The organism is Pontibacillus marinus BH030004 = DSM 16465 (genome assembly GCF_000425225.1).
Classification (GTDB): Bacteria; Bacillota; Bacilli; order Bacillales; family BH030062; genus Pontibacillus; species Pontibacillus marinus.
In genome coordinates, this window is record NZ_KE384333.1 from 142,930 (window position 1) to 167,577 (window position 24,648).

Below are 24,648 nucleotides of genomic sequence, written 5' to 3' on the forward strand. Positions count from 1 at the left end.
AGCTCTCCACTCCAAAATTATTGTTCAATTTGATCTAGAAGGTTTTGAATTGTATCTTCTACAAAGGTGTTTTCATCCATAGAAATCAATTGACCTTCCATGGCATTAACATAATACTGACGTTCCCCGTTCACAAGAATCTTCCACGTTGGTGCAAATACCTGTAATCCATTCGAAAGTGGGACTAACGTGTAATATCCTAAATTCATATCGGATACATTATCACCGTTATATAACTCATTACGAGAGAACAAGGTAATCGCTGCTTGCTTAGGTTTAATAAGCTCTTGTTTTTCGCCTGTTTTATTGAAATCATCAAGCATTGTTTGAACATATCGAGTCATTTCCTGATTTTCATTTAGAAAAACAATTACAACGCCACTCTCATTAAAGAAAATCGGGTTATCTTTATAGGATTGGAAGAAAAGAAGTTTATTGGCTTCTTTATTGTATCCCCAATACTCATAGTTTTCCCCATGTAAAATCTGATCCTTTACTTTGGTTGTTATATCCTCATCAGATGCTTCAACATCTATAGGAACAGATTCTTCAAGCTCAGATAATAATATCGTTCCATCATTAAAAAGCTGGTACGATTGATTTTCTGATTCATCTAGCTTCTTTTGATCCTCATCATTAAAGACATAACGGCGCGCAGAAATATAGGTTTCCTTTATACTTTCTTTAGGTAAATCACCAAGTGTGATTTTTTCTGCTTCCAACTGTTCTTCAATAGTTGAATCAGGTAACAATCCGATTTGTGCTTGCTCTCTTTTTTCAAAGAATTGTTGAACGAGAAAGACATCTAGAATCAGAAAGCAAACAATAAATAGTGTTTTAATTTGTCCCCATTGCACTATCTACCGCCCCCTTGATTCATAAGTCCTTCATCAAATTCGATTTTTTGCCAATCATTCAACTTAATAAACCAGCTAGGCTGCAATGTGAACACTTCTGCTGATGAACCAGTTCTTTTCATTTCGTAACCCACCGAGATATCTTTAATTAAATATGGAGGATACTTCTTCCAAGCTTCTTCAAGATAGGCAAGAACATCATTACCTGAACGCAATGTAATTTCCTGACTACCAAATGGAGGTTGAAGCTGAATAAGCGCACGTTGGTATTCAAATATCTCCTGGTTCTTCCATGTCTGTTCAATTAAGCTACGGTTTTCATCATCAAATACTGGATATCCTTCTTTGATTAAACGGTAACGAATGTAATTCTGATTCTGACTAAGATGATAAATATTATAATGGTCTGTCCAACCATTATGGTCATTGACAAATTCAAGGCTTTGTCGAATCAAACTCGAACGGTCCATAAGTGTGTATTCAGTTTCTGCTGGGTTTATAAATTCCATCATGGTCTCATTTTCATAAATACGTAATCTTGTTGTTCCATCTGAATAATATTCCTCTCCTATATTAGAAGAGTTCGGACGGACTAAATTTGGATTACTAAAGAGAACGTTAATGAAGGTGTTTGGATTGATGGATCTAGTTGGATACGTGTTCATCGGAAGGGTTACTTGTCCCTCCGGTAAATAAATTGGTGATTTACGATTTTTCTCATAGGCTACGTAATTTACTTGCCCATACGGATTTACAAGATAGTCTTCTACATTACTATACACATCAAAGTTTTGAATTTCAGCCTTAATATTTTCTTCATTTTCACTTGATACAAAGTGAACAAGACTTGAGGATTGCCGATGCGACATCTGTATTAACACACGGTCAACACTGAGCTCAGGTAAGTCCTCCTTCTCTTTTTCCTTTACAGTAAATGTATTAGCGAGTGTTTGGATTGGTACGGGTGTTGGTAATACAATCTCGATTGTAGAATCTCTTTCATATGTTCCTTTAGCACGATACTGAAAGTCAGTTAGTGGCCAAGTTCTAATCTCTTTATACAGTTCATTTTCCTCAGATAATTTGTCTAAAGAAAAGATACGATTATTTTGATGAAAAATAATATGCTTGGGTTCTATAATACTCTTAACCGATTCCTTACTACCACTTCTTATTTTCGTTGCATCGTTAATTATATTTTCTTTATCAAGGACATCGTATTGAGGTTGATAATTCCAAATCGCGAGTGTCAGTAATAGACTTGTACCTACTAAAGTGGTTAATAATACTGATTTGACATTTTCCCATGTCATTCTTCATCACCCCGCGATTGACTCATGAGCGGAAGTGTAAAGAGAACAGTTGTCCCTTCTCCTTCCTTACTTTCAGCCCAGATGTTACCTCCATGTGCTTCGATCATTTCCCTGGAAATAGCTAATCCTAAGCCGGTTCCTCCAAGATTTCTCGAACGTGCCTTATCTACACGATAGAAACGCTCAAAGATCTTATTAAGTTTTTCATCTGGAATGCCGACTCCTTCATCCGATATTTTCACAACAAGCTTCTGCTGTTGTTTCATTACATCAACGGTAAATGTAATCGTTCCTCCCTCTGGGGAATACTTAATGGCATTCGATATAATATTATCGAGCACCTGAGTCATCTTATCTTTATCAATCCACACCCACACTTCTTCCTCAGGTAAATGTCGAACAAACTCTATTTTCTCTGTCTTATTAAACTCAAATCGTTCAATTGTATGTTGAAATAAGTTAGTGAAATCTACTTGTTCTTTATACATCTTATAATCTTTATTATCCATCTTAGACAGTTGAAGCAAGTCATTCACAAGACGAATCATTCGTTCTGTTTCAGTTTGTGTAACACCTAGAAAACGTGGAGCAATTTCTTTGTCTTCCCACGCCCCATCTGTTAGAGCTTCTAAATAGCTTCTCATTGTTGTAAGAGGTGTCCTTAATTCATGTGAAACATTAGCCACAAATTCTCGACGTTCTCTCTCAATCTTTTCTTGTTCAGTGACATCGCTAAGTACCGTAATAAAACCATTCATCTCTTCACTCTCGAATTGAACCATAGAAAAACTAGCTTTTAGAAGTAATTGCTGGTCTTCTTCACTGAAGTCAATAATAATGGAGCCTGTATCTTGTATTTCATTAATGTCATCAAGACGGTCATGTATATTAAGTACATCTAATAATGGTTCGCCTTCCACATCATCAATCCGCTTACCAATAAGTCTCGCAGCTGGCTCATTCATTAAAATAATGGATCCAGTTTGGTCTGTAGCGATAACTCCTTCAGTCATGTTGGAAAGTACGGAGCTCAATTTCCTTCTTTCACTCTCTGTTGTTGCTTGAGCAACTTTTAACTTATCATTTAATTCATTAAAAGACAGAGCTAATTGACCAATCTCATCTCGTCCATACACGTTTACTTTTTGAGAAAAGTCTCCGTCTCCCATTAACTTAGCTTGTTTTCTCATTTCAGTAATAGGTTTTGTAATCGTACGCGCAATGACTATACCGAGTAAAACGGATATCGACACACCTAAAAACGTTCCATTGGCAAAAATACGATTAATTTCTTGAAGCTGGCCATAAACCCCTTCAAGGCTTGCTTCTAAATAAATAACCCCTGCCACGTTCTCTTGATCTCCATTCCCATTTGATTGATAAATAGGAACCGTCATTACTAACGTTCGATCACCCGTATTTTTATTTAGTAAAACTTCCTCATCGCTTTGCCCCAATACTAATGTACGGTTTACTCGGTAATCTATTGTACGCTTTCCTACGTCGCTTTGATTTAATTGGTTGGTTGTCCCAATTACACGACTTTTATTATTGATTACCCGAAGTTCTGAAATGGACTCCGCGTCAAAATCAGAAAGAATCGATTGGACTTCCTTTTGTAAAGAAGGATCTTCCTCAGACCGTTCCTTCGCAAAAGCCTGTTCGAGCTGATAATTTAACAGCTCAACATTATCGACAATCGATTCTTTAAAATTTTGTAGTAGTTGAGTTTCTAATTGCTGTGCAAAGTATGCTCCTATTACCTGAATAGGAAACAATAGGAGCAATATGATGACAATAATAAACTTTAAGCGAATGGATTGAAAAAATCCGACTTTCTTCATACAAACTACTCCTGCTCAGGATTTCTTAAATAGTAGCCGACTCCTCTTCTTGTTACGATCCACATCGGTGTACTTGGGTTCTCTTCAATCTTCTCTCGAAGTCGACGTACAGTTACGTCTACTGTACGTACATCTCCGTAATAATCATATCCCCATACCGTTTCAAGAAGATGTTCACGGGTCATAACTTGTCCAATATTTCTAGCTAAATAATGAAGCAATTCAAATTCACGATGAGTAAGCTCAATCTGCTCTCCATCGCGTGTTACGGTATATGCATCTGGATGAATAACCAGTTTTCCTATTTTTATATCATTATTGGTCTTCGTTGCATCCTCAGGCTGCTGCTGATGGCGTCGTAAATTCGCTTTAACACGTGCAATTAACTCACGATTGTTAAATGGCTTCGTTACGTAATCATCAGCTCCTAATTCAAGCCCCAATACTTTATCAATTTCAGAATCCTTTGCTGTTAACATGATAATCGGCATATTATGGTTTTTACGAATTTCTCGACAAACCTCCATACCGTCTTTACTAGGCAACATAATATCTAATAAGACTAAGTTCGGTTTTTCCTGGTTAGCAAGCTCAATGGCCTCGTCTCCGTCATAGGCACACACAACCTGATACCCTTCTTTTTCAAGATTAAATTTCAAAATATCTGCAATGGGTTTTTCATCATCTACTACTAGAACTTTAAAACTCATTTTTTTATCCCTTCCTTCTTTAAGGACATATATATCTTTAATTCTTTATTTTAACGTATTATATCCGAAATGTCTTTCAGATCAAAATGATGTTGGTTCTACTTTCTTAACTTGTCCCATATACTAAATAAGAAAACCCCTAGTTTTGTTTCACTAGAGGTTTGTAAATATTTTTATCGACTTATATATTTTAATGGGTTTTGAACGCTGCCATTTTTATAAAGTTCAAAATGCAGGTGAACACCAGTTGAATGTCCGGTTGTTCCCATCGTACCAATCGCTTGACCTTTTCTTACTGTCTGACCAGCTTTTACTTTAACGGAGGACATGTGTGCATATACGGTTTTGTAGCCATTATTATGATCAATAACTACCTTATTCCCGTATCCACCGGCCCATCCAGCAGATTCAACAACACCGTTATCAGCAGCTTTAAGTGTACGATTACTTACGCCTGCAATATCAATACCTTTATGGTAGGACCCCCATCTCATACCTAGCTTACTGGTAATGACACCACCAACTGCTGGCCAACTAAAGTTTCCAGTACCACGAGATGGAATAACCTTTGTGCCTTTAATGACAATTTTCTTAACAGGTTCTTTTAGCACTTTTTCCTTGAGCAATTCTTTCTCAACAACTTCACCATTCTTTTTGATGACTTTAAAATGCATTTCTTTAGAACCTTCTTGCCCTTGTTGCTCTACTCTCTTTTGTCCTTTATACATATCATCTGATTCTTTTACTTCCGTCTCATAATCAATCGTTTCTTTCTTACGGATCTCTTCTGTGACCTGAACATCTAGTAAAGAGTCAGGAGCTGTCACTTTAACTTTTTGACCAACATGTAAAATGGAGTTTTGATTTATTTTAGGGTTTAAGTCCAACACTTCTTGGGTAGATAAATTATAGTTACTCGCTACTTTACCTAATACTTCCCCAGATTTAATTGTGTGAACTTTTTCTTTTAATGTCCCTTTTTCTAAAAGCTTTACTAACTGTTTCACAGAAAAAATCTCTTCAGGTACTACTTTTTCTTCTGAAAATGAAACTTTTTGAGATAGTGAAACGTCTAATACTGTAGAATCGCCAATTTCCAGATCAATAGCATTTGCATCAAAGTTGGATTTAGATACTTTATCTAAAACAGCTTTTGATACATACTTTCGCTTAATTTGCTCAATGGCTTGATCAGCATCTTTACGATCTTCTACATAACCAAGTAGTTCACCATCAATTTCGATCTTTGTAGCTTCTACTTTTATTGATAAGTCTTCTTTTAGACTATTTAATACCTTTTTATTGTTATAAGATGGTCTGAACATCTTCTCAGGTATGTAGGTTACGTTTTCACCAACTGTTAAATCTAGATCTTTGAATTGTTGTTCAGCTTGACCTACACGTTCACCAATATAAGTTTTTACAACTTCACGGTCATCTACCGTGCCGATATGCTCACCATCCACATAAACATGATACACCGTCGGAATTGAACTCTCGAAACTCTCGGCATATACGGATCCTGCTGTTATGCCTAAACCTAAACAAGTTGTGAGAATAACTTTTTTCCAGATCGGTGCTGAATCTTGTTTTGTGGCATTGATTTGATTGCCTTTTTTTGCATTACTCTTCTTCGGCCACACGGTATAAACCTCCTCCCCACAAATTCCCAGTCGCTTTTTATCTATAAATCGTCTTTATCTATAAATTTATTCTCTGTTTTTGTTTACACTTAAATAATTTATCATACTTTCTAATTCGTATGAAATAGATTAGGAGATGATGTAATAAACTTGTATTATAATTTCCACTATACTACCAAATGACTAATTTCAATTGACTCCATTAGTGTATAATCACACTATTTTGGAAGCGTTTTTTTCGTAATTCTTGCTTTAATGTTACAGTAATATTACAAACATAAACTTTCGAATTATGTCATAAGACCCACATTATTCCTATATTGGATTCGACATTATTTCCTATACCATTGTCTAAAAATAGAAATAAAAAGAGAGGATAAACCATAGTAGTTTATCCTCTCTTAATGGATGGCTCGGGACGGAATCGAACCGCCGACACACGGATTTTCAGTCCGTTGCTCTACCGACTGAGCTACCGAGCCATAAGTGATATGGTGCCGCTTCTTTTGTGCGGTATTTAAGATGTTCATTCAGGGACGTTCATTCTTGCTGTGCTCGTCACGACCCAAGCTTATTCTGCTAGATGATGGGCTGTTCCTCGCAGATCCTACCATGAAGAAGTACATTGAAGTTTACGGATCCTCTACCGACTGAATTACCGATCCATAAAATATGGTGCCGCTTCTTTTGTTAAGTAAATGGCGGTCCGGACGGGACTCGAACCCGCGACCTCCTGCGTGACAGGCAGGCATTCTAACCAACTGAACTACCGGACCTCATACTGCTATGTATTAGTGGTGACCCGTACGGGATTCGAACCCGTGTTACCGCCGTGAAAGGGCGGTGTCTTAACCACTTGACCAACGGGCCACTTGTTAAAACTCAATCAGTGACAGCGATATTAATATTAGCATGATCCAATTTATTTTACAATACATTTTTGTGATTTTTATCGAAAAAGGTAAAACTTTTGGATATACTGACACTTATAACAGTAATGATCGATATTCTTCTATTGTAGTAATTCTTAAAGCATACTACCTATTTTACTTAACACATTTCTCATATAAGAAGTTTCATGTGGAACAAAATCTTGTAATCCAACCTCGGTATATATGGGCTTATTTAAGTAGTCCAAACCTTCAACTGAAATACTCTCCGTCACTCCTGACCAAAGACCAATGAAATCTTTTAAATCAGCTTTCACAATTCCAGAGACCTCATCTTCTTGTACATTAAAATCTTTGATATCTCCATTCCATATCAACAAAAATACATTCGTTAACTCATAATCTTGTATGTCATCCGTTATAAGACAATCTTTAATGACTCCTAGAGATATTAGATCATTAAAGTCTACACTAATTCCTAGCTCCTCTTCCACCTCTCTTACCCCCTCATTTACAGTTTCATCTTCAAGCAAATGACCTGCTGCTGTTATATCAAGTAAGTTCGGGAAGTCTTTTTTTGTCTCACTTCTTAACTGTAAATAGATATAATTTGTATCCCTTTCTCTACTAACTAACCAACAATGAAAGGTTTCATGCCATAAGCCTTGTTTATGTACTTCATCTCGTGATTTTACACCTTGTTCCTGATACTTTTCATTAAACACTTTCAGCATCTCTTTTTGCATTTAAAATCCCCTCCTGCTTCTTATTAAAGTTTTTTCACTATCTCTCAATGTTTTTAACAGATAGAATATCTCATAGCCGGCGCTGGACCTAGATCATTATGACCTACTTCTTTCCTTCTTAAAAAAAGCGTGTAAAACGAATGAATCGTCTTACACGCCTAATTGTTTATTTATATACATCAATTAAAACATTCGTCTGTACACGATCAGGCCCTACTGAAAATACAGCAATCGGTATGCCAGTTAATTCAGAAATGCGATTCACATAGTTCTGTGCATTATCAGGGAGGTCTTCAAAGCGACGAACTCCAGTGATATCTTCTTTCCATCCTGGCATTTCTTCATATACCGGTTCACACTCAGCTAATACATTTAAATTAGCTGGATACTCATCTAACACATTACCGTTGTACTGATAGCCTGTGCAGATTTTTAACGTATCGATTCCTGTTAATACATCAATGGAATTTAGAGACAATGCTGTTATTCCGCTCACGCGACGTGCATGACGAACAACTACAGTATCAAACCATCCAACACGTCTTGGACGGCCAGTAGTCGTTCCATATTCACGACCTACTTCTCGAATTTTATCTCCTGTTTCATCATGTAATTCAGTTGGAAAAGGTCCATCTCCTACACGCGTTGTATAGGCTTTCGATACGCCCACAACTTGTTTTATTTGTGTAGGTCCTACGCCAGCACCAACCGTTACACCACCAGCAGAAGGGTTAGAAGACGTAACAAATGGGTATGTTCCATGATCAATGTCTAACATAACCCCTTGTGCCCCTTCAAAAAGAACAGGCAGATCTTCATCAATTGCGTTATTAAGAAGTTTAGATGTATCACATACATAAGCCGAGAATTGCTCTGCATATTCATAATATTCATCTAGAATATCATCTACCTTATATGGTTCTACTCCATATACGTGTTCTAAAACAGCATTCTTTTCTCTTACGTTCGTTTCTAACTTCTCACGGAATGTATTTTTATCCAATAAATCAGCAATTCGAATGCCGTTACGTCCTACTTTATCCATATATGCTGGGCCAATACCTTTTTTCGTGGTACCGATTTTATTCGTTCCCTTATGTTGTTCCTGCATTTCATCTAGTTTAATGTGATACGGTAAAATAACGTGCGCACGGTTACTGATTCTAAGATTATCTGTTGAGATACCTCGGTCATGTAAATATTTAAGTTCTCTTACCAATGCCTTTGGGTTAATAACCATTCCATTCCCCATTACACAATCCTTATCTTTGTAAAAGATACCAGATGGGATCAAGTGAAGCTTGTATGTTTCTCCTTCAAATTGAATGGTGTGACCTGCATTGTCACCACCTTGGTAACGAGCTACGACCTTTGCTTGTTCAGATAAAAAGTCTGTGACCTTACCTTTACCTTCATCTCCCCATTGTGTACCGACAACAACTACTGAAGACATATATAAATGGCACCTCCGCCTATATAATTTCCGTTTTATTGACAACGTATGTAGCGTATCAATTCATATTGCAAAAGTCAATCCAAAATACGAACGATAATAATGCATTATTTATTTTTGTTCGTTAAAAGGTTATGGGAGTTATTCAGTATTATGGCAGTTATCTGGAATAAGCTGGTGCGGGGTGGTTCCGTTATGATAATGCAGTGCGGCGGGCTGTGGAACGGGTTGCTTTCCCCGGAAGACCGATCGAGCTTCCTCGTCACTTCGTTCCTGCGGGATCTCGCTCGCCCTTTCTACCGGAGGAGTCAACCCGTTCCACACCCCACCTTAGCAGAATGGTGATGAACGGAACCGCAGCGATCGTATAGTTTTCTCCATTGGATTATGTATTTAAATCATTGTATGCACCAAAGTGATCTAAACCCTTATATGCAGAGGGTTTTAGTATCTAAACTACATATTCCTTAAGCAAAGAATTAGATGATCACAGCCAAGGGTCCGTTAATCTCCATATCAGCAAAGGGGTGAGGGAAACGGCAAACTCCCGCGGTAGAAAGGGCGGACGAGATCCCGCAGAGAGCTTGCGAACGAGGAAGCTCGGCCGGTCTTCCGCAGGAGTATTGCCGTTTCACCGATCCCCTTACTCTCACAAAAGCAACGGACCTCCACCACACTTTATCTCGAATCCAAGCCTTCAACAATAGGGGGCTTTACTGAAATAACACCATAATAAGATTTAACACATAAAAAAGCCCAGTGATTTCATTTCACTGGGCTTGATTACGCAGGTGGAATATCACTCTGGTCATAGCGATGATCCAAGTCTACGAATTTGTTGTATTCTTTTACGAAGGCTAGTTCAACTGTCCCAACTGGACCGTTACGTTGCTTTGCCAGAATGATCTCAATGATGTTTTGTTTTTCTGATTCTTGATCATAGTAATCATCACGATATAGGAATCCTACAATATCGGCATCCTGCTCAATACTTCCTGATTCACGGATATCGGACATCATTGGACGCTTATCCTGACGTCCTTCAACGCCACGAGAAAGCTGAGATAGTGCAATTAATGGAACATTTAGCTCACGAGCTAGTCCTTTCAAAGCACGAGATATTTCTGATACCTCTTGTTGACGGTTTTCTTTAGAATTACCATTACCTTGGATTAACTGGAGGTAGTCAATTAGGATCATTCCCAGACCATGCTCTTGTTTAAGTCGGCGACACTTAGACCGAATCTCATTAACCTTAATACCCGGTGTATCATCGATAAATACTCCTGCGTTTGAAAGGCTACCCATGGCCATTGTGAGTTTACCCCAGTCTTCCTCTTCAAGGCTTCCTGTACGGAGTTTCTGAGCGTTGATATTTCCTTCTGCACATAGCATACGCATAACAAGCTGATCTGCTCCCATCTCAAGAGAGAAAATCGCAACATTTTCTTGTGCAGTAACCGCTACGTTTTGCGCGATATTTAAGGCAAAAGCTGTCTTACCTACTGAAGGACGAGCAGCTACAATAATGAGGTCGTTCTTTTGGAATCCTGAAGTGATTTGATCTAAGTCACGGAAACCAGTAGGAACGCCTGTCACCTCTTCATCATTATTATGAAGTTGCTCGATATTATCATACACATCAATTAAGACATCTTTTATATTTTTAAAACGCCCGGAGTCCTTACTTTGGGCTACTTCTAAAATACTTTTCTCTGCTTCATTTAATACGCTCTCAACTTCACCTTCATCAGAATATCCACTTGTTACAATGTTTGTAGCTGTTTTTATAAGTCTGCGTAAAATGGACTTTTCTTCTACAATTTTTGTGTAGTATTCAATATTAGCAGCTGTTGGTACAGAGTTTGCTAGATCACTAAGGTAGGATACCCCACCTACTTCATCTAGTACGCTCTGATTAGAGAGTGCAGTCGTTACGGTAACAAGGTCAATTGGCTCTCCTTTTTCAGAAAGGTTCGTCATAACCTCATATATACGTTGGTGACTAGCACGATAAAAATCCTCTGGTAAAAGAACTTCTGAAGCTGTTGCTATGGCCTGAGGTTCTAAGAAAATGGCCCCCAACACAGCTTGTTCAGCTTCAATATTATGGGGCGGTGTACGGTCATTCATTACATCGTTCAAGCTGTATTCCCCCCTTCAGCTTTTAAGAGGATGAATTCCTTTATTTTTCTGATACGTGTACTTTAATTGTACCCATTACTTCATTATGCAATTTAACAGGCACATTCGTGTATCCTAGAGTACGAATCGGTGAATCCATCTCAATTTTTCTTTTATCAATTTTGATATTGTGATTTTTCTTTAATTCTTCAGAGATATGCTTACTCGTTATAGACCCGAAAAGACTTCCCTTATCTCCAGATTTCGCTTGTAGCTCTACCGTAAGATTTTCTAGAGTTTCTTTAAGGCGTTTTGCTTCATCGATTTCTGCTTGTGCTTCTTTTTGTTTCTTGTTTTCTTGCGCCTCATGTTCTTTTAGGTTCGCTTTAGTAGCTTCAACAGCAAGATTATGCTTTAAAAGGTAGTTACGCGCATAACCATCTGAGACGTTTTTTACTTCTCCTTTTTTCCCTTTACCTTTTACATCTTGTTTGAAAATTACTTTCATGATTCACTACCCCCTTCAAAATACTCATCGATAATCTCTTTAAGTTGATCTGCAGCATCTTCAATTGAAGAATCATCTAGTTGGGTTGCTGCATTGGTTAAGTGTCCTCCACCATCCATACTTTCCATAATGATTTGGACGTTGACATCTCCAAGAGAGCGAGCACTTATTCCAATTCGCCCATCTGAACGTTCTGAGATAACAAATGAAGCGACAATCCCACTCATTGTAAGGAGTGTATCTGCTGCTTGTGCTATAAGAACAGGTCCATAGGTTTCACCTGACTCTGCTTTTGAAATCGCAATCCCATCACGATAGATTTCAGCATTTTCAATAAGCTGACTTCGTCGAACATAAACGTCTAAGTCTTCTTTCATAAACTTCTGCACAAGTACTGTGTCTGCTCCTTTTGCCCTTAAATAACTTGCAGCGTCAAAAGTTCTCGAACCAGTACGCAAAGTAAAGCTTTTTGTATCTACGATTATACCAGCTAATAAAGCAGTAGATTCAAGCATATTTAGTTTTAATTTCTTTGGTTGATATTCTAACATCTCTGTCACGAGTTCAGCTGTAGAAGATGCATAAGGCTCCATATAAACGAGTGTAGGATCTTTAATGAACTCTTCTGCACGGCGGTGGTGGTCAATCACCACGACGTGCTCTGTTCGATTTAGAAGCTTTTCCTCAATTACAAGAGAAGGCTTGTGCGTATCCACAACAACAAGAAGTGTATTCTTATTAACAACCTCATGAGCCTCGTCTGGTGTAATAAACCAGGACCATAGTTGTTCATTCTCCTGAACCTCATCCATTAATCGGTGTACGCCTGTATTCATGTCATCAGGATCGTACACAATAAAGCCATCTTTATCATTGGCCTGTGCGACCTTTAAAATGCCTATACAAGCACCTATAGAGTCCATGTCTGGATTTTTGTGTCCCATAACGATGACTTTATCAGCATCTTGTACAAGCTCTTTTAATGCATGTGAGATAACGCGGGCACGTACACGTGTACGTTTTTCCATAGGATTAGTTTTACCACCATAGAAACGTACTTTCCCGTTCTCATCCTTAACAACGACTTGGTCTCCACCCCTTCCAAGAGCCAAATCCAAACTGGATTGAGCAATTTCTCCAAGCTCAGGAAGTGAGGCTTCTCCTACCCCAATTCCAAAACTCAGGGTTAGTGGTACGTTTTTATCGGATATGAGTTCACGAACCTCATCTAAAATTTCGAACTTTGTTTTTTCAAGTTTTGATAAGATCCCTTTGTTCATAACAGCAAAAAATCGATCTTGAGATGAACGTTTTAAATAGATGCCATTCTCTTGAGACCACTGATTTAAAATAGAGGTCACTTGCGAGTTAATATGGCTCTTAGCCGTATCGTCCATTGCTTGGGTAATCTCTTCATAGTTATCTAAAAAGATGATCGCAATCACGGTACGGTCGTGTTCATAGATATTCTGAAGTTCTGTTTGCTTCGTACGATCAAAAAGATAAAGCAATCGTTCATCTTTCTTCACTAGTGTCTGAAGCTCATACTCCCCAACTGACACCCATACCTCTTCCTTATCTTCTTTAATGTTTGGAATCAGTTGACCAGAAATTTCATTCAATGATTCTCCTACTAAAGTATCTTGGGGAAAGAATTTGTTCATATAAGGGTTTGCCCATTCAATATTGTAATCTTCACTAAATAGAACAATCCCAATTGGCATTTCCATTAACGCTTCCTCACCCACTTTTTTTACTCGGTAAGAAAGTGTTGAAATGTACTCCTCCGTTTCATTTATTAAGTGTTTTTCTGTTCGCACACTATAATAAATGGAGGCAATCAAAAAAGAGGCCATCACAAATCCTAACTTCCACTCATAATAGAAGATAAGAAACAAAAGTAATACAGATAGTGTATATATGACCCATAAGTGACTGCTCAATGTTGGTTTTTTAAAGAAATTCGGCATAACCGTCATCTCCTACATCACGAATCCTAATTTACTTCTTATTTGCTAAACGTTCTCGTAAAGAAAAACCTAAGTCAATTATACCTAAGATTCGTACAGGATAAAGCAACAAGAATGAAAATAATAAAGAGATCACTACACCAATGATTGGCATCTTTTTAGATAACCCCTTAATATCGGCATAAGCGAACATAAACGAAAAGCCTTGTATGGTAAAGAGTGCTCCAGTAAGGACGTAGACATTCTGAGCAGCATCTCCCCATATACTTCCGTTTTCAAATTCAATAAATGTCACAAGTAGAGCAATAAAATAATACCAAATAATTACCCTTGGAAACGAAAGCTTTTTTACTGGCGGAAAGTAATGATGTTCACGAAACTGTTTATTCAATATTTTAAACCCTATCCAAAGAGTTATAAAGGCAAAAGATATAGCCAAAATCCCCATAATGCTTGGAAGCATTGACGGAATGTTCCCGAACTGGCTTTCAAGAGCTTTTAGTTGTTCTTGTGAGACATCTCCGCTGACTGATTCAATAAGTTCAACCGAATTGGCAATCGATTGATCTATCGTTTTACGAATCTCTTCGATCCAATTGATATTGAATAACCAAAGAGATATTAGGTATGTGAGTAATAAACCAACTACATACCCAACTGTACCTTGTGCCCATGCTTCATAAGGACTCTTATCCTGATGTAAGGCACTACCTAACGCAATTCCGCCAAAACCAGCTACAATCGTAAATGGTAATGTAACGATGTGTACTGCTAAAGCTGTGATAAATAAGACTACACTAATTAAAACCAGGGATGCTTTCCAGCCATTTCGTCTTGAAAAAATCAAAAATGGAATTGGCAAAAGAAACATCGTAATTAGACCAATAGCTGGTATAAATAGACTGATTAGTAACAATGCCAAATAGATACTTGCATAGATTAAGCCTTCTCGAATGAAACTAGAACCTTTCATATAACAATGCGCTCCTCTTTAAGCAAACATTAGAAAATACACCCTTTCAAATCTTTCTCAAAAGAAGATATAAGAGTATATTTTCTAAAGTTAAGTTCATAACCATAATAATAACATTACCAAACGATCTTTTCTCTTTTCAAATAATCTTAAGCCTTCTTTCCCATTTTACCCCAAATCAGTAGAAAACAGAATAAAATGAAAGACTTTGAACCATTAGTCTTTCTAGAAAAGTGAAAGTATCCGTTTAACCAGTCAACATCAACATGTAAAAACAAAAACTCGCCAAAAGGCGAGCTTTATACAAGTGGTATTTACTTCCTAAATAGATGTTCTTTAGAGAAAAAAGCACAGCGCAATGCTGTGCTTTAATTCTCACGACAAAAGATATTAGTCGTTCACGTATGGCAATAATGCCATCTGACGTGCACGCTTAATCGCTTTTGTAAGTTTACGTTGGTATTTTGCAGATGTTCCAGTTACACGGCGAGGAAGAATCTTTCCACGCTCAGATACGAAACGCTTAAGAAGATCTACATCTTTATAATCGATGTGCGTAATTCCGTTCGCTGTGAAGAAACACACCTTTTTACGTTTTGCGCGACCACGACGAGCCATAGGTGATAACCTCCTTTAGATTAATTTAGAATGGTAAATCATCGTCAGATATATCAATTGGATCTCCATTATTCGAGAATGGATCCTCTTGGTTTTGGTTCGATTGTTGATTTTGATTGTTATTTCCATATTGGTTCTGATTATTATTCTGGAATCCTTGAGAACCTGCGCCACCTGATCCAGAGCCTTTTGATTCTAAGAATTGTACACTATCTGCTACAACCTCAGTCACAAATACTCTCTTACCTTCTGAGTTGTCAAAACTGCGGCTTTGCAATCTTCCATCAACACCAACCTGGCTACCTTTTTTCATAAAGTTCGCAAGGTTTTCTGCAGCACGACGCCATACAACACAATTAATGAAGTCTGCGTCTTTTCCTCCCTGTTGACTGTTAAAAGGTCGGTTTACTGCAATTGTAAAGTTCGCAACGGCTACTCCGTTGGGTGTATAGCGCAAATCAGGATCCTTCGTTAATCTGCCGACAAGCACGACACGATTTAACACAGAACCACTCCTTATTGATCGTCTTCGCGTACAGCGATATGACGAATAATATCGTCAGAATACTTCGCTAGGCGGTCGAATTCATTAATCGCATCACGTTCACCGTTGAATTTAAGGACTACGTAATAACCATCACGGAAGTCGTTAATTTCATAAGCAAGGCGACGCTTACCGATTTCTTTTGTTTCATTAATCTCCGCACCCTGTTCAGTTAGAACGTTATTGAAACGCTCAATTACTGATTTTTGAGATTCCTCATCAATGTTTGGGCGGATGATGTACATGATTTCATAATTTCTCATCCGTCTTCACCTCCTTTTGGACTTACGGCTCCTCTTGGGAGCAAGGAGTAAATCATTTCGATTACTCACACAATGTAGTATTATAACAAACTTGTCTTCAAAGCACAATAGCTTATCCTGATTTGCGAACTATACATTAAAGCGGAAGTGAATAACGTCTCCGTCTTTCACTAAATACTCTTTACCTTCTAAGCGAACTGTTCCTTGTTCTTTTGCAACCGACATTTTACCAGCTTTTACAAGGTCATCATAAGATACCGTCTCAGCACGAATGAATCCACGCTCGAAGTCAGTGTGAATGATACCAGCAGCCTGTGGTGCTGTCATCCCTTCTTTAAACGTCCAAGCACGTACTTCTTGCTCACCAGCTGTGAAGTACGTAGCTAAGCCTAGTAGATTATAAGCAGCTTTAATCAGCTGATCCAGGCCTGATTCTGCAATACCTAGATCATCTAAGAATTCTTGCTTTTCTTCTCCTTCAAGCTCAGCAATTTCAGATTCAATCTTCGCACATACAACGATTACTTGAGCACCTTCTTGTTCTGCATACTCACGAACTTGTTGGACATATTCATTACCACTTGGATCTGCTACTTCATCCTCGCTTACGTTAGCTACATAAAGCACAGGTTTGCTTGTTAGTAGATGCAGACCTTTAACTAGCTTTTGCTGCTCTTCAGTAAACTCAACGGCACGAGCTGGTGTTTCATTTTCTAGAGCTTCCTTTAATTTTTCAAGAACTTCATGTTCAGCTAACGCTTCTTTATCTTTTTGTCGAACTAACTTTTGCACACGTTCTAATCGCTTGTTAACCGTTTCAAGGTCAGCAAGAATTAACTCCAAGTTAATCGTTTCAATATCAGCAATTGGATCAACTCCACCTGATACGTGCGTGATGTTATCATCTTGGAAGCAACGAACAACATGTGAGATTGCGTCTACCTGACGAATGTGAGATAGGAATTGGTTTCCAAGACCCTCTCCTTTACTTGCACCTTTAACGATTCCAGCAATATCGGTAAATTCAAATGCTGTTGGTACGGTTTTCTTTGGGTTTACTAATTCTGTTAACTTCTCCAGGCGATAATCAGGTACTTCCACAATCCCTACATTGGGATCAATTGTACAGAAAGGATAGTTTGCTGATTCTGCACCTGCTTGCGTTATTGCATTAAACAATGTTGATTTACCTACGTTTGGTAAGCCTACAATTCCTGTTGTAAGAGACATAATACATTTCCACTCCTTAAGGATTTCCGTCCATATGAACGTTCTGCATGAATCCAATTATAGATGACACTTGAACATATTGACAAGCTACTAAAATAGAAAAACAAGGGAATTGAATCCCCTGTTTCTCATAATTTCCATAATAGAATTTATATTTCTAACTAATGACACAGCACTATTTTACATTTTTAATAATTTTTAATTTGTTCCACGTGAAACATGTTACGGCTCATTCTTCTTCATGTTTTTCAAGAATCTTCTTCATTTTTGATTCAAATCGACGACGTGGAATCATAACACTATGTCCACATCCTTCACATTTAATACGGATATCCATACCTAAGCGAATGATTCTCCACCGATTTTCTCCACATGGATGAGGTTTTTTCATTTGAACAACATCATTTAAACTATATTCTTTATCTGTCATCAATTTTCACCTCATTTGTTTTCTATTTCTAGTGTTTCTTCTTCTTGTCTACTATACATGACTAAGCGAGGGAATGGAATCTCAATTCCACGCTCGTCTAAGCGGTTTTTCAATTCTTTACGAATCTTCCTAGCCATACTCCAGTGTTCCATAGGGATGACTTCTGCAACAACTCGTAGAACCACATCGGACGAACCTAAGTTTTGAACACCCAACAATTCAGGTACACCTACTAATTCTTCATATCGTTCAGGTAGCTCTTTTAACAGTTCCTCAATCGTTTGTTCAGCAGTTGCTATATCTCCCTCATATGCAACGCTAATATCCACTATGGCAACACTATTGTGAATGGAATAATTCGTGACTTCATTTATACTTCCGTTCGGGATAATATGGAGCAACCCTGTCCAACTTTTTATTTTCGTTGTTCTGAGTCCAATTTCCTCTACGAAACCTTCGAAGTTTGCTGTTTTTATATAATCGCCTACTGAGAACTGATCCTCAAAAATAATGAAAAACCCTGTAATGATATCTTTCACTAAGTTTTGAGCACCAAATCCAATGGCAAGACCTGCAATACCAGCACCAGCTAAAAGAGCACCTACTTGAATATTAATGGTTTCAAGCATCATAATAACTGCTGCAAAATACACGGTATAAGTTAGTGTATTCTCTAAGAGCTTAATTAAAGTAGTTTCTCTCCGAGGTGTTATTTGAAACGGACCTCTTCTTCTTCGTTTAAATAGATTACGTATGACACTTTTCCCAACTCGAATAATGAGAAAAGAAAAAAGAAAGATGACAATAATCTTCCCTATCCCCAGTCCAATGGTAGCCCAGAGATCAGGTCCAGCCACATATTTTATAAATTCATTCAGTTTATTATTAAACCAATCCAAGACAGGTCCACACCTCCCCAATACATGCCCATGATACTCCATTGTATCAGTTTTTTACTGGCTTTTGTATCGGTTTGTTAAAGGATAGAGCAAAAGGGATGAGAGCACATAAAGGTTTAGCAATCCATATAACGGATATAAATACTTTATCAATGTAGAAAAACCAAAACTCGTTAATGGTGCCATTAACATAAGCGTTAATAGTGCAAGTAACCACATAGGACCTGTGAAGCGTTTACGAAAACGGGTAATTAATCCAAGCATACCTGAAGCAGCTGTTGTGAATATCGCAATCCATAAAAGTACTGATATGAATAGGAACATCTCATATGGGTAATGTTTAAGAATTGCGAACAGGGGAATTTCATATAATAAAATATCTTCTGAAATCTGGATTAAACTATTGTTATAGATAAAGGATATTGTTCCTAAGATCATGCCACTTCCTATACTAGCGATCCATATTTCTCCCTTAACCTTCATCTGGTTACCGACTGCTCCTAGTACAGCAATTAAAGGGAGAATATTTAAAGCAGTAAATGGAAATGCGGCTGTCCAATTTTTCTGTTCACCAAGATGAGCAAAGATTGATAATTCTTGTTGCACTGTAAATAGGATAAGCACATATAATAATCCACCTATTAAAAGAGGCAAAATAAAGCTATTCATAGACAAGATACCTTTTATGTCCCAAACAAACACAAGAACTAGCGGGATAGCGATAGCTAAAATCCCAACCCAGTAAGAAAAATGAAACGCTTGCCATGTTGCTCCACTACCAGCCAACATGATCACAGTTGTCGTAAACAAATATAAAAGAATCATCCCATCATATAAAAGGGTTAGGTGTTTTCCGACGATCGTACGAAGAACTGGAAGGTAATGCTGAGATTGCTTCTCGTAACTTATTGATAAAATGACGTAACAACAAATCGAAAATAATATTGTAAATAAAAGTATAGCTAGTCCACTATCATGGCCAAAAAATTGCCACAACTCTCTACCTGAGGCATATCCTGCACCAATCATTGTTCCAACAATTAAAAACATCCACTTCATACCAGATCGAATCATGTAATTTCCTCCTACCTTCTAGCTTCGTCCATGTATAGATTTCTGAAAATAGCTGTATACTAATAACAATATGACTACGGAGGAAAAGCTATGAATCTAAAGCGGAGACTTTTTTCTCAAAAACAAGAAGAACGTTATCATTATGAAGATGAGAAAATGATTCTTGATATGACGCAGACCCTAAAAGAATGGGTTCCTGCTAATCGGGATGTTGTTATTGTTTGTATTGGTACAGACCGCTCGACAGGGGATTCCCTTGGACCATTAATTGGCAGCCTTTTAGAAGATGCGAATTTAAAACACATTAAAGTGTACGGGACTTTAGATGAACCTGTTCATGCTGTAAATCTTCAGGAAAAACTTGACCTCATTAAGGAAAGACACCGTCGACCTTACATTATTGGCATTGATGCATGCCTAGGCAAAGTATCATCCGTTGGTAATATTATCTTAGGCGAAGGGCCAGTCAAGCCTGGAGCTGCTGTTAAAAAGCAACTTCCTGATGTGGGAGAAATTCATGTGACGGGTGTCGTTAATGTAAGTGGATTTATGGAGTACTTTGTTTTACAAAACACAAGACTAAACATTGTTATGCATATGGCAAAACGGATCTCCAAGACTTTTGAGAATTTCGACCAACAAATTGGCCTAAATCGAACGATCACTCCTTCTCCAGAAGCATTAACAAAAAAGTGGAGTCAATTTAGCCCTGTTGAAGAGTAAGAAAAAAGCTGACTGTTCATTAAAAGAACGGTCAGCTTTTTTATCAGGCGTATATTTTCTATCCAGTGATATGTGTACTAACATAAAGAACAAATCCAACCATGATTAAGCTTGGCAATAAGTTTGCTACCCTTATTTTTGTAATGTTTAATAAGTTAAGGCCAATTGCAATGATGAGTAACCCACCAGTAGCTGTCATTTCTACAATAAAACCATCCAAGAAAGTATCAGGAACCCACTTTTGAATCTGAGTAGCTAATAGAGTAATACCACCTTCATATAGCAAGACAGGAATGATTGAGAATAAAACTCCGAAACCTAATGTCGTGGATAATACTAACGCTACAAACCCATCGATAATGGCTTTTGTTACTAAAACATCATGATCACCACGGATGCCGCTATCCAATGCACCAACGACCGCCATAGCCCCAATCACAAATATTAATGATGCTGTCATAAACCCCTGGGATACACTAGAAGAACTATTCTTTTGGAATCGCTTTTCAACCCAACCTCCTAGGCTTTCGAACTTTTCCTCTAATCTTAACCCTTCACCTATGAAGGCACCTATTAATAAGCTTAATAATAATACAATAATTTCATTAGACTGAATGGCCATTTGCAAACCTATTAAAAGTACAGCTAAACCTATACCGTTCATGGTAGTCTCTTTAACACGCTCAGGTACCCTATTTAAAAATAGCCCTAGTACTCCACCTACTAATATCCCCAATCCATTCATTAAAGTTCCGAATAAAACCATCAGAATCCTCCTTGTAACCCCACTTTAATTTCTTCAATCGCTCTTAAGAATTGATCAACTTCCTCCATCGTATTATAGGGACCGAAGCTTACACGGACAGCTCCTCCATTCTCCATGGTATTCATAGATTCATGACTTAAGGGTGTACAATGGATGCCACCTCTTACACAAATCTCATAATGTTGATCTAATATCATGGTCACTTCTTGTGATGAAACTCCATCGATATTAAACGCAATAACCCCTACACGACTTTGGAGGTCTTTTGAACCATATACTATGACACCTTCTAAATCATTCAAACCCTTTACGCAACGCTCTAGTAAAATTGTTTCACGTGAAACAATTTCTTCCATCCCCCACTCCTCAATTGCTTTGATGGAAGCATTCAGACCTGCAATCCCAGGGGTGTTCAAAGTTCCACTTTCATATTGTTCAGGCCAAACAGTAGGCTGTTCTATAGATTCAGAGTGTTTACCTGTTCCACCATGAATAAGTGGACGTAAAGGAATTTCCCCTTCTACAATCAGAACTCCTATACCTTGTGGTCCCAACAAACCTTTATGCCCAGGAATAGCTAACATATCAATTTGATCATCCTTCATTGATATAGGGATGACCCCTGCTGTTTGTGATGCATCAAGAAGTACTTTAATTCCTTTTGATTTTGCTACATGTATCATAGTATCAATAGGTAAAATGTCTCCCGTGAGATTGGAAGCATGATTTAGAATAAGGAGTTTAGTATTTGATTGAATGACTTCTCCTAAAACCTCTTCAATAATACCTTCACCCAAGGGATTGATATATGTAATCTGTAAGTTTTTATTTTTTTTAACGTCTTCTAGTGGACGGCGAACAGCATTATGTTCAAAGGTAGTCGTTATAACATGATCTCCTTCTTGAAAGGGAAAACCTTTTATGGCCTGGTTCAAGCCAGCTGTAGCACTGGGCAAAAAAAGAACTTTCTGAGGATCAGAGCTATCGAAAAAAACAGACAGACGTTTCCTCGTTTCATCAATTACTTCAGTAGCTTTTCGAGATAAGGCATGTCCCCCTCGCCCTGGGTTAGCTCCATATTCTGTTATCGCTTGCGTAACAGCCTCAACTACACCTGGTGGTTTCGGAAAAGAAGATGCTGCTTGATCGAAGTAAATCATCTTAACACCCTTCCTGTTGGAACTTAAATATGATTCTACAATGTATTTTGGGTTAACGAATAGGTTTATGATGATAAAACAGTAACCTTTGGCATAGCCATTAAAAAAAAGCCCGCTACTTATGAAAAAGTAGCAGGTTAGTCATGATTATTGATCGAGGACTTGTAGAATACGATCTAAATCATCTTCAGAGAAAAATTCTATTTCGATCTTCCCCTTACGTTTCCCTTTATGAATTTTCACTCCAGTGCCAAACCTTTCTTGCAAGGCATTTTCGCGCTCTTGAATGAAAACATCTTTTTTCTCTTTTGATTTCTTTCTTTTTTGAACTGATTTTTCATTCATCTTAATAATGATCTGTTCAACTTGGCGTACATTTAAACCTTCTTTTCGAATCTTTTCTACGAGGGGCATGAGCTGCTCTTTATTCTTTAAACCAAGTAAAGCTCGTCCATGACCCATAGTTAATTCACCATTATTAATTAAGGCTCCAACTTGCTCAGGAAGTGATAGTAATCGAACAAGGTTAGCAATATGCGGTCTTCTTTTCCCAAGTCTTTTAGCTAGTTGTTCTTGAGTCATTCCGAGCTCTTTCATTAAATTTGAATACGCTTGGGCTTCTTCCATAGGTGTTAAATCTTCTCGTTGTAGGTTTTCTAGCAATGCTAATTCCATCATGTTGTCATCAGTTAAGTCTCGGATTACCGCAGGAATGGTATCTAAACCGGCTTCTTTAGCTGCTCGAAAGCGTCTTTCTCCAACTACAATTTCGTATCCTTTAATACTAGTGCGAACAATAATTGGCTGAAGAATACCATGTTGAATAATGGATTCCTTTAGCTCTTCAATAGCATCAGCTTGAAACGATTTACGAGGTTGATAAGGATTTGGTCTACATTCCTTAACAGGGACCTCTTGAACAGCCTCTTCCTCCTTTGCTTCTATATCAGGAAAAAAAGCGCTTATTCCTTTACCCAACCCTCTGGCCATTAGACATCACTTCCTTTGCTAATTCTAAGTACACTTCGGCTCCGCGTGACTTAGGATCATATAAAATGATTGGCTGACCGTGACTTGGTGCCTCCCCTAATCGAATGTTACGAGGGATAACAGATTGGTAGACTTTGTCTTGGAAGTATTTCTTTACTTCCTCAATCACCTGTAAGCCTAAATTCGTACGTGCATCCAACATCGTTAATAGTACACCCTCGATCATAAGTTGCTTATTTAGGTGTTTTTGAACTAATCGAACGGTATTTAATAACTGACTTAACCCTTCTAAAGCATAATACTCACACTGAACAGGAATTAATACGGTATCAGATGCAGTTAAAGAATTGATCGTCAATAATCCTAATGATGGCGGACAATCTATAATAACAAAATCATATCCGTCTTTCACAGAGTCAATTGCTTTTTTCAACCGCACCTCACGTGAGATCGTTGGGACTAGCTCAATCTCCGCTCCTGCCAATTGAATAGTAGCCGGAATACAATCCAGATTTTCAACCATCGTAGAAACGCATACATCTTCCGCTTCAGCGTTTTCGACTAGTACATCATATACACACTGATCCATATCAGCTTTGTCTAGTCCTACACCACTTGTTGCATTTCCCTGAGGGTCGATATCAACAAGTAGAACCTTATGATTTAAATAGGCTAAGCAAGCACTTAAGTTTACCGCTGTTGTCGTTTTTCCTACTCCGCCTTTTTGGTTGGCAACGGAGATCACTTTGCCCATGATGTCACCTACCCCTATACTGACAAATCTATAATCCCTATTTTATCATTTTTTTCAAAAAATGAAGAAAAATTTTAAAATCTAATCAAAAAACACAACTTAACACCCATTATTAGGGATGTAAACGATTGCTTCTAACTAAAACTCGATAAACGGTTCAAAAAAT

Annotated in this window: 23 protein-coding genes and 3 tRNA genes; 1 reads left to right on the forward strand and 25 read right to left on the reverse strand. The window is 37.8% G+C overall.

The window, feature by feature from the left end:
• Window positions 1-17: 17 nt before the first annotated feature.
• The 21 genes from H514_RS23550 to H514_RS0119510 all read right to left on the reverse strand — a co-directional run bounded on the left by H514_RS23550 (window position 18) and on the right by H514_RS0119510 (window position 20,089).
• Window positions 18-857 (reverse strand): two-component system regulatory protein YycI, encoded by an 840-nt coding sequence (locus H514_RS23550; RefSeq protein ID WP_051255239.1) that lies wholly within the window; start codon window positions 855-857, stop codon window positions 18-20.
• Window positions 857-2,170 (reverse strand): YycH family regulatory protein, encoded by a 1,314-nt coding sequence (locus H514_RS0119415; protein ID WP_027448459.1) that lies wholly within the window; start codon window positions 2,168-2,170, stop codon window positions 857-859. The genes H514_RS23550 and H514_RS0119415 overlap by 1 nt, the downstream gene beginning before the upstream one ends.
• The gene (gene walK, locus H514_RS0119420; protein ID WP_027448460.1) at window positions 2,167-4,014 is read right to left on the reverse strand and encodes a cell wall metabolism sensor histidine kinase WalK; all 1,848 of its coding nucleotides are present in this window, start codon (window positions 4,012-4,014) and stop codon (window positions 2,167-2,169) included. Before walK ends, H514_RS0119415 begins: the two co-directional genes overlap by 4 nt.
• 5 nt (window positions 4,015-4,019) lie before the next feature.
• Entirely contained in the window at window positions 4,020-4,724 is a 705-nt protein-coding gene (gene yycF, locus H514_RS0119425; RefSeq protein WP_027448461.1) for a response regulator YycF, read from the reverse strand.
• A gap of 173 nt (window positions 4,725-4,897) precedes the next feature.
• Window positions 4,898-6,367, reverse strand: coding sequence for a peptidoglycan DD-metalloendopeptidase family protein (locus H514_RS0119430; RefSeq protein WP_231566583.1), 1,470 nt, complete (start codon window positions 6,365-6,367; stop codon window positions 4,898-4,900).
• A 409-nt stretch (window positions 6,368-6,776) separates the two neighbouring features.
• Window positions 6,777-6,849, reverse strand: a tRNA-Phe gene (locus H514_RS0119435).
• A gap of 217 nt (window positions 6,850-7,066) precedes the next feature.
• Window positions 7,067-7,143, reverse strand: a tRNA-Asp gene (locus H514_RS0119440).
• A 19-nt stretch (window positions 7,144-7,162) separates the two neighbouring features.
• Window positions 7,163-7,237: transfer RNA gene (locus H514_RS0119445), tRNA-Glu, on the reverse strand.
• 157 nt (window positions 7,238-7,394) lie between these two features.
• A complete protein-coding gene (locus tag H514_RS0119450; RefSeq protein ID WP_027448463.1) occupies window positions 7,395-8,003 on the reverse strand; it encodes an NUDIX hydrolase in 609 nt (202 codons plus the stop codon).
• 166 nt (window positions 8,004-8,169) lie between these two features.
• On the reverse strand, window positions 8,170-9,456 hold the full coding sequence (locus H514_RS0119455; RefSeq protein WP_027448464.1) for an adenylosuccinate synthase: 1,287 nt from the start codon (window positions 9,454-9,456) through the stop codon (window positions 8,170-8,172).
• Window positions 9,457-10,239: 783 nt separating this feature from the next.
• Window positions 10,240-11,589, reverse strand: a complete 1,350-nt coding sequence (gene dnaB, locus H514_RS0119460; RefSeq protein ID WP_407946830.1) for a replicative DNA helicase — start codon at window positions 11,587-11,589, stop codon at window positions 10,240-10,242.
• Between the two features lie 52 nt (window positions 11,590-11,641).
• Window positions 11,642-12,088 carry a 50S ribosomal protein L9 gene (rplI, locus tag H514_RS0119465; protein WP_027448466.1) on the reverse strand — a complete coding sequence of 149 codons (447 nt, stop codon included), beginning with the start codon at window positions 12,086-12,088 and terminating at the stop codon, window positions 11,642-11,644.
• The gene (locus tag H514_RS0119470; RefSeq protein ID WP_027448467.1) at window positions 12,085-14,058 is read right to left on the reverse strand and encodes a DHH family phosphoesterase; all 1,974 of its coding nucleotides are present in this window, start codon (window positions 14,056-14,058) and stop codon (window positions 12,085-12,087) included. The genes rplI and H514_RS0119470 overlap by 4 nt, the downstream gene beginning before the upstream one ends.
• Before the next feature lie 31 nt (window positions 14,059-14,089).
• The gene (locus H514_RS0119475; RefSeq protein WP_027448468.1) at window positions 14,090-15,031 is read right to left on the reverse strand and encodes a YybS family protein; all 942 of its coding nucleotides are present in this window, start codon (window positions 15,029-15,031) and stop codon (window positions 14,090-14,092) included.
• 390 nt (window positions 15,032-15,421) lie between these two features.
• The gene (gene rpsR / locus H514_RS0119480) at window positions 15,422-15,649 is read right to left on the reverse strand and encodes a 30S ribosomal protein S18 (RefSeq protein WP_027448469.1); all 228 of its coding nucleotides are present in this window, start codon (window positions 15,647-15,649) and stop codon (window positions 15,422-15,424) included.
• Window positions 15,650-15,674: 25 nt separating this feature from the next.
• Window positions 15,675-16,154, reverse strand: a complete 480-nt coding sequence (gene ssb, locus H514_RS0119485; protein ID WP_027448470.1) for a single-stranded DNA-binding protein — start codon at window positions 16,152-16,154, stop codon at window positions 15,675-15,677.
• Between the two features lie 11 nt (window positions 16,155-16,165).
• Complete coding sequence (rpsF, locus tag H514_RS0119490; protein ID WP_027448471.1) at window positions 16,166-16,456, reverse strand: 30S ribosomal protein S6; 291 nt, start codon at window positions 16,454-16,456, stop codon at window positions 16,166-16,168.
• A 129-nt stretch (window positions 16,457-16,585) separates the two neighbouring features.
• The gene (gene ychF, locus H514_RS0119495; protein WP_027448472.1) at window positions 16,586-17,686 is read right to left on the reverse strand and encodes a redox-regulated ATPase YchF; all 1,101 of its coding nucleotides are present in this window, start codon (window positions 17,684-17,686) and stop codon (window positions 16,586-16,588) included.
• Window positions 17,687-17,915: 229 nt separating this feature from the next.
• Window positions 17,916-18,116, reverse strand: a complete 201-nt coding sequence (locus tag H514_RS0119500) for a DUF951 domain-containing protein (RefSeq protein WP_027448473.1) — start codon at window positions 18,114-18,116, stop codon at window positions 17,916-17,918.
• Window positions 18,117-18,127: 11 nt separating this feature from the next.
• Entirely contained in the window at window positions 18,128-19,015 is an 888-nt protein-coding gene (locus tag H514_RS0119505) for a mechanosensitive ion channel family protein (RefSeq protein WP_051255240.1), read from the reverse strand.
• Window positions 19,016-19,069: 54 nt separating this feature from the next.
• A complete protein-coding gene (locus tag H514_RS0119510; RefSeq protein WP_027448475.1) occupies window positions 19,070-20,089 on the reverse strand; it encodes a YkvI family membrane protein in 1,020 nt (339 codons plus the stop codon).
• 90 nt (window positions 20,090-20,179) lie between these two features.
• Here H514_RS0119510 and yyaC point away from each other — a divergent pair, with 90 nt between their 5' ends.
• A complete protein-coding gene (yyaC, locus tag H514_RS23555; protein ID WP_081673096.1) occupies window positions 20,180-20,812 on the forward strand; it encodes a spore protease YyaC in 633 nt (210 codons plus the stop codon).
• A gap of 58 nt (window positions 20,813-20,870) precedes the next feature.
• Here yyaC and H514_RS0119520 read toward each other — a convergent pair whose 3' ends face one another.
• The 4 genes from H514_RS0119520 to H514_RS0119535 form a co-directional block, all read right to left on the reverse strand.
• Entirely contained in the window at window positions 20,871-21,578 is a 708-nt protein-coding gene (locus H514_RS0119520) for a DUF554 domain-containing protein (RefSeq protein WP_027448476.1), read from the reverse strand.
• A complete protein-coding gene (locus H514_RS0119525) occupies window positions 21,578-22,738 on the reverse strand; it encodes an aminotransferase class V-fold PLP-dependent enzyme (protein WP_027448477.1) in 1,161 nt (386 codons plus the stop codon). Before H514_RS0119525 ends, H514_RS0119520 begins: the two co-directional genes overlap by 1 nt.
• Window positions 22,739-22,885: 147 nt before the next feature.
• Window positions 22,886-23,728, reverse strand: coding sequence for a ParB/RepB/Spo0J family partition protein (locus tag H514_RS0119530; RefSeq protein ID WP_027448478.1), 843 nt, complete (start codon window positions 23,726-23,728; stop codon window positions 22,886-22,888).
• Complete coding sequence (locus H514_RS0119535) at window positions 23,709-24,482, reverse strand: ParA family protein (protein ID WP_027448479.1); 774 nt, start codon at window positions 24,480-24,482, stop codon at window positions 23,709-23,711. Before H514_RS0119535 ends, H514_RS0119530 begins: the two co-directional genes overlap by 20 nt.
• Window positions 24,483-24,648 lie beyond the last annotated feature (166 nt).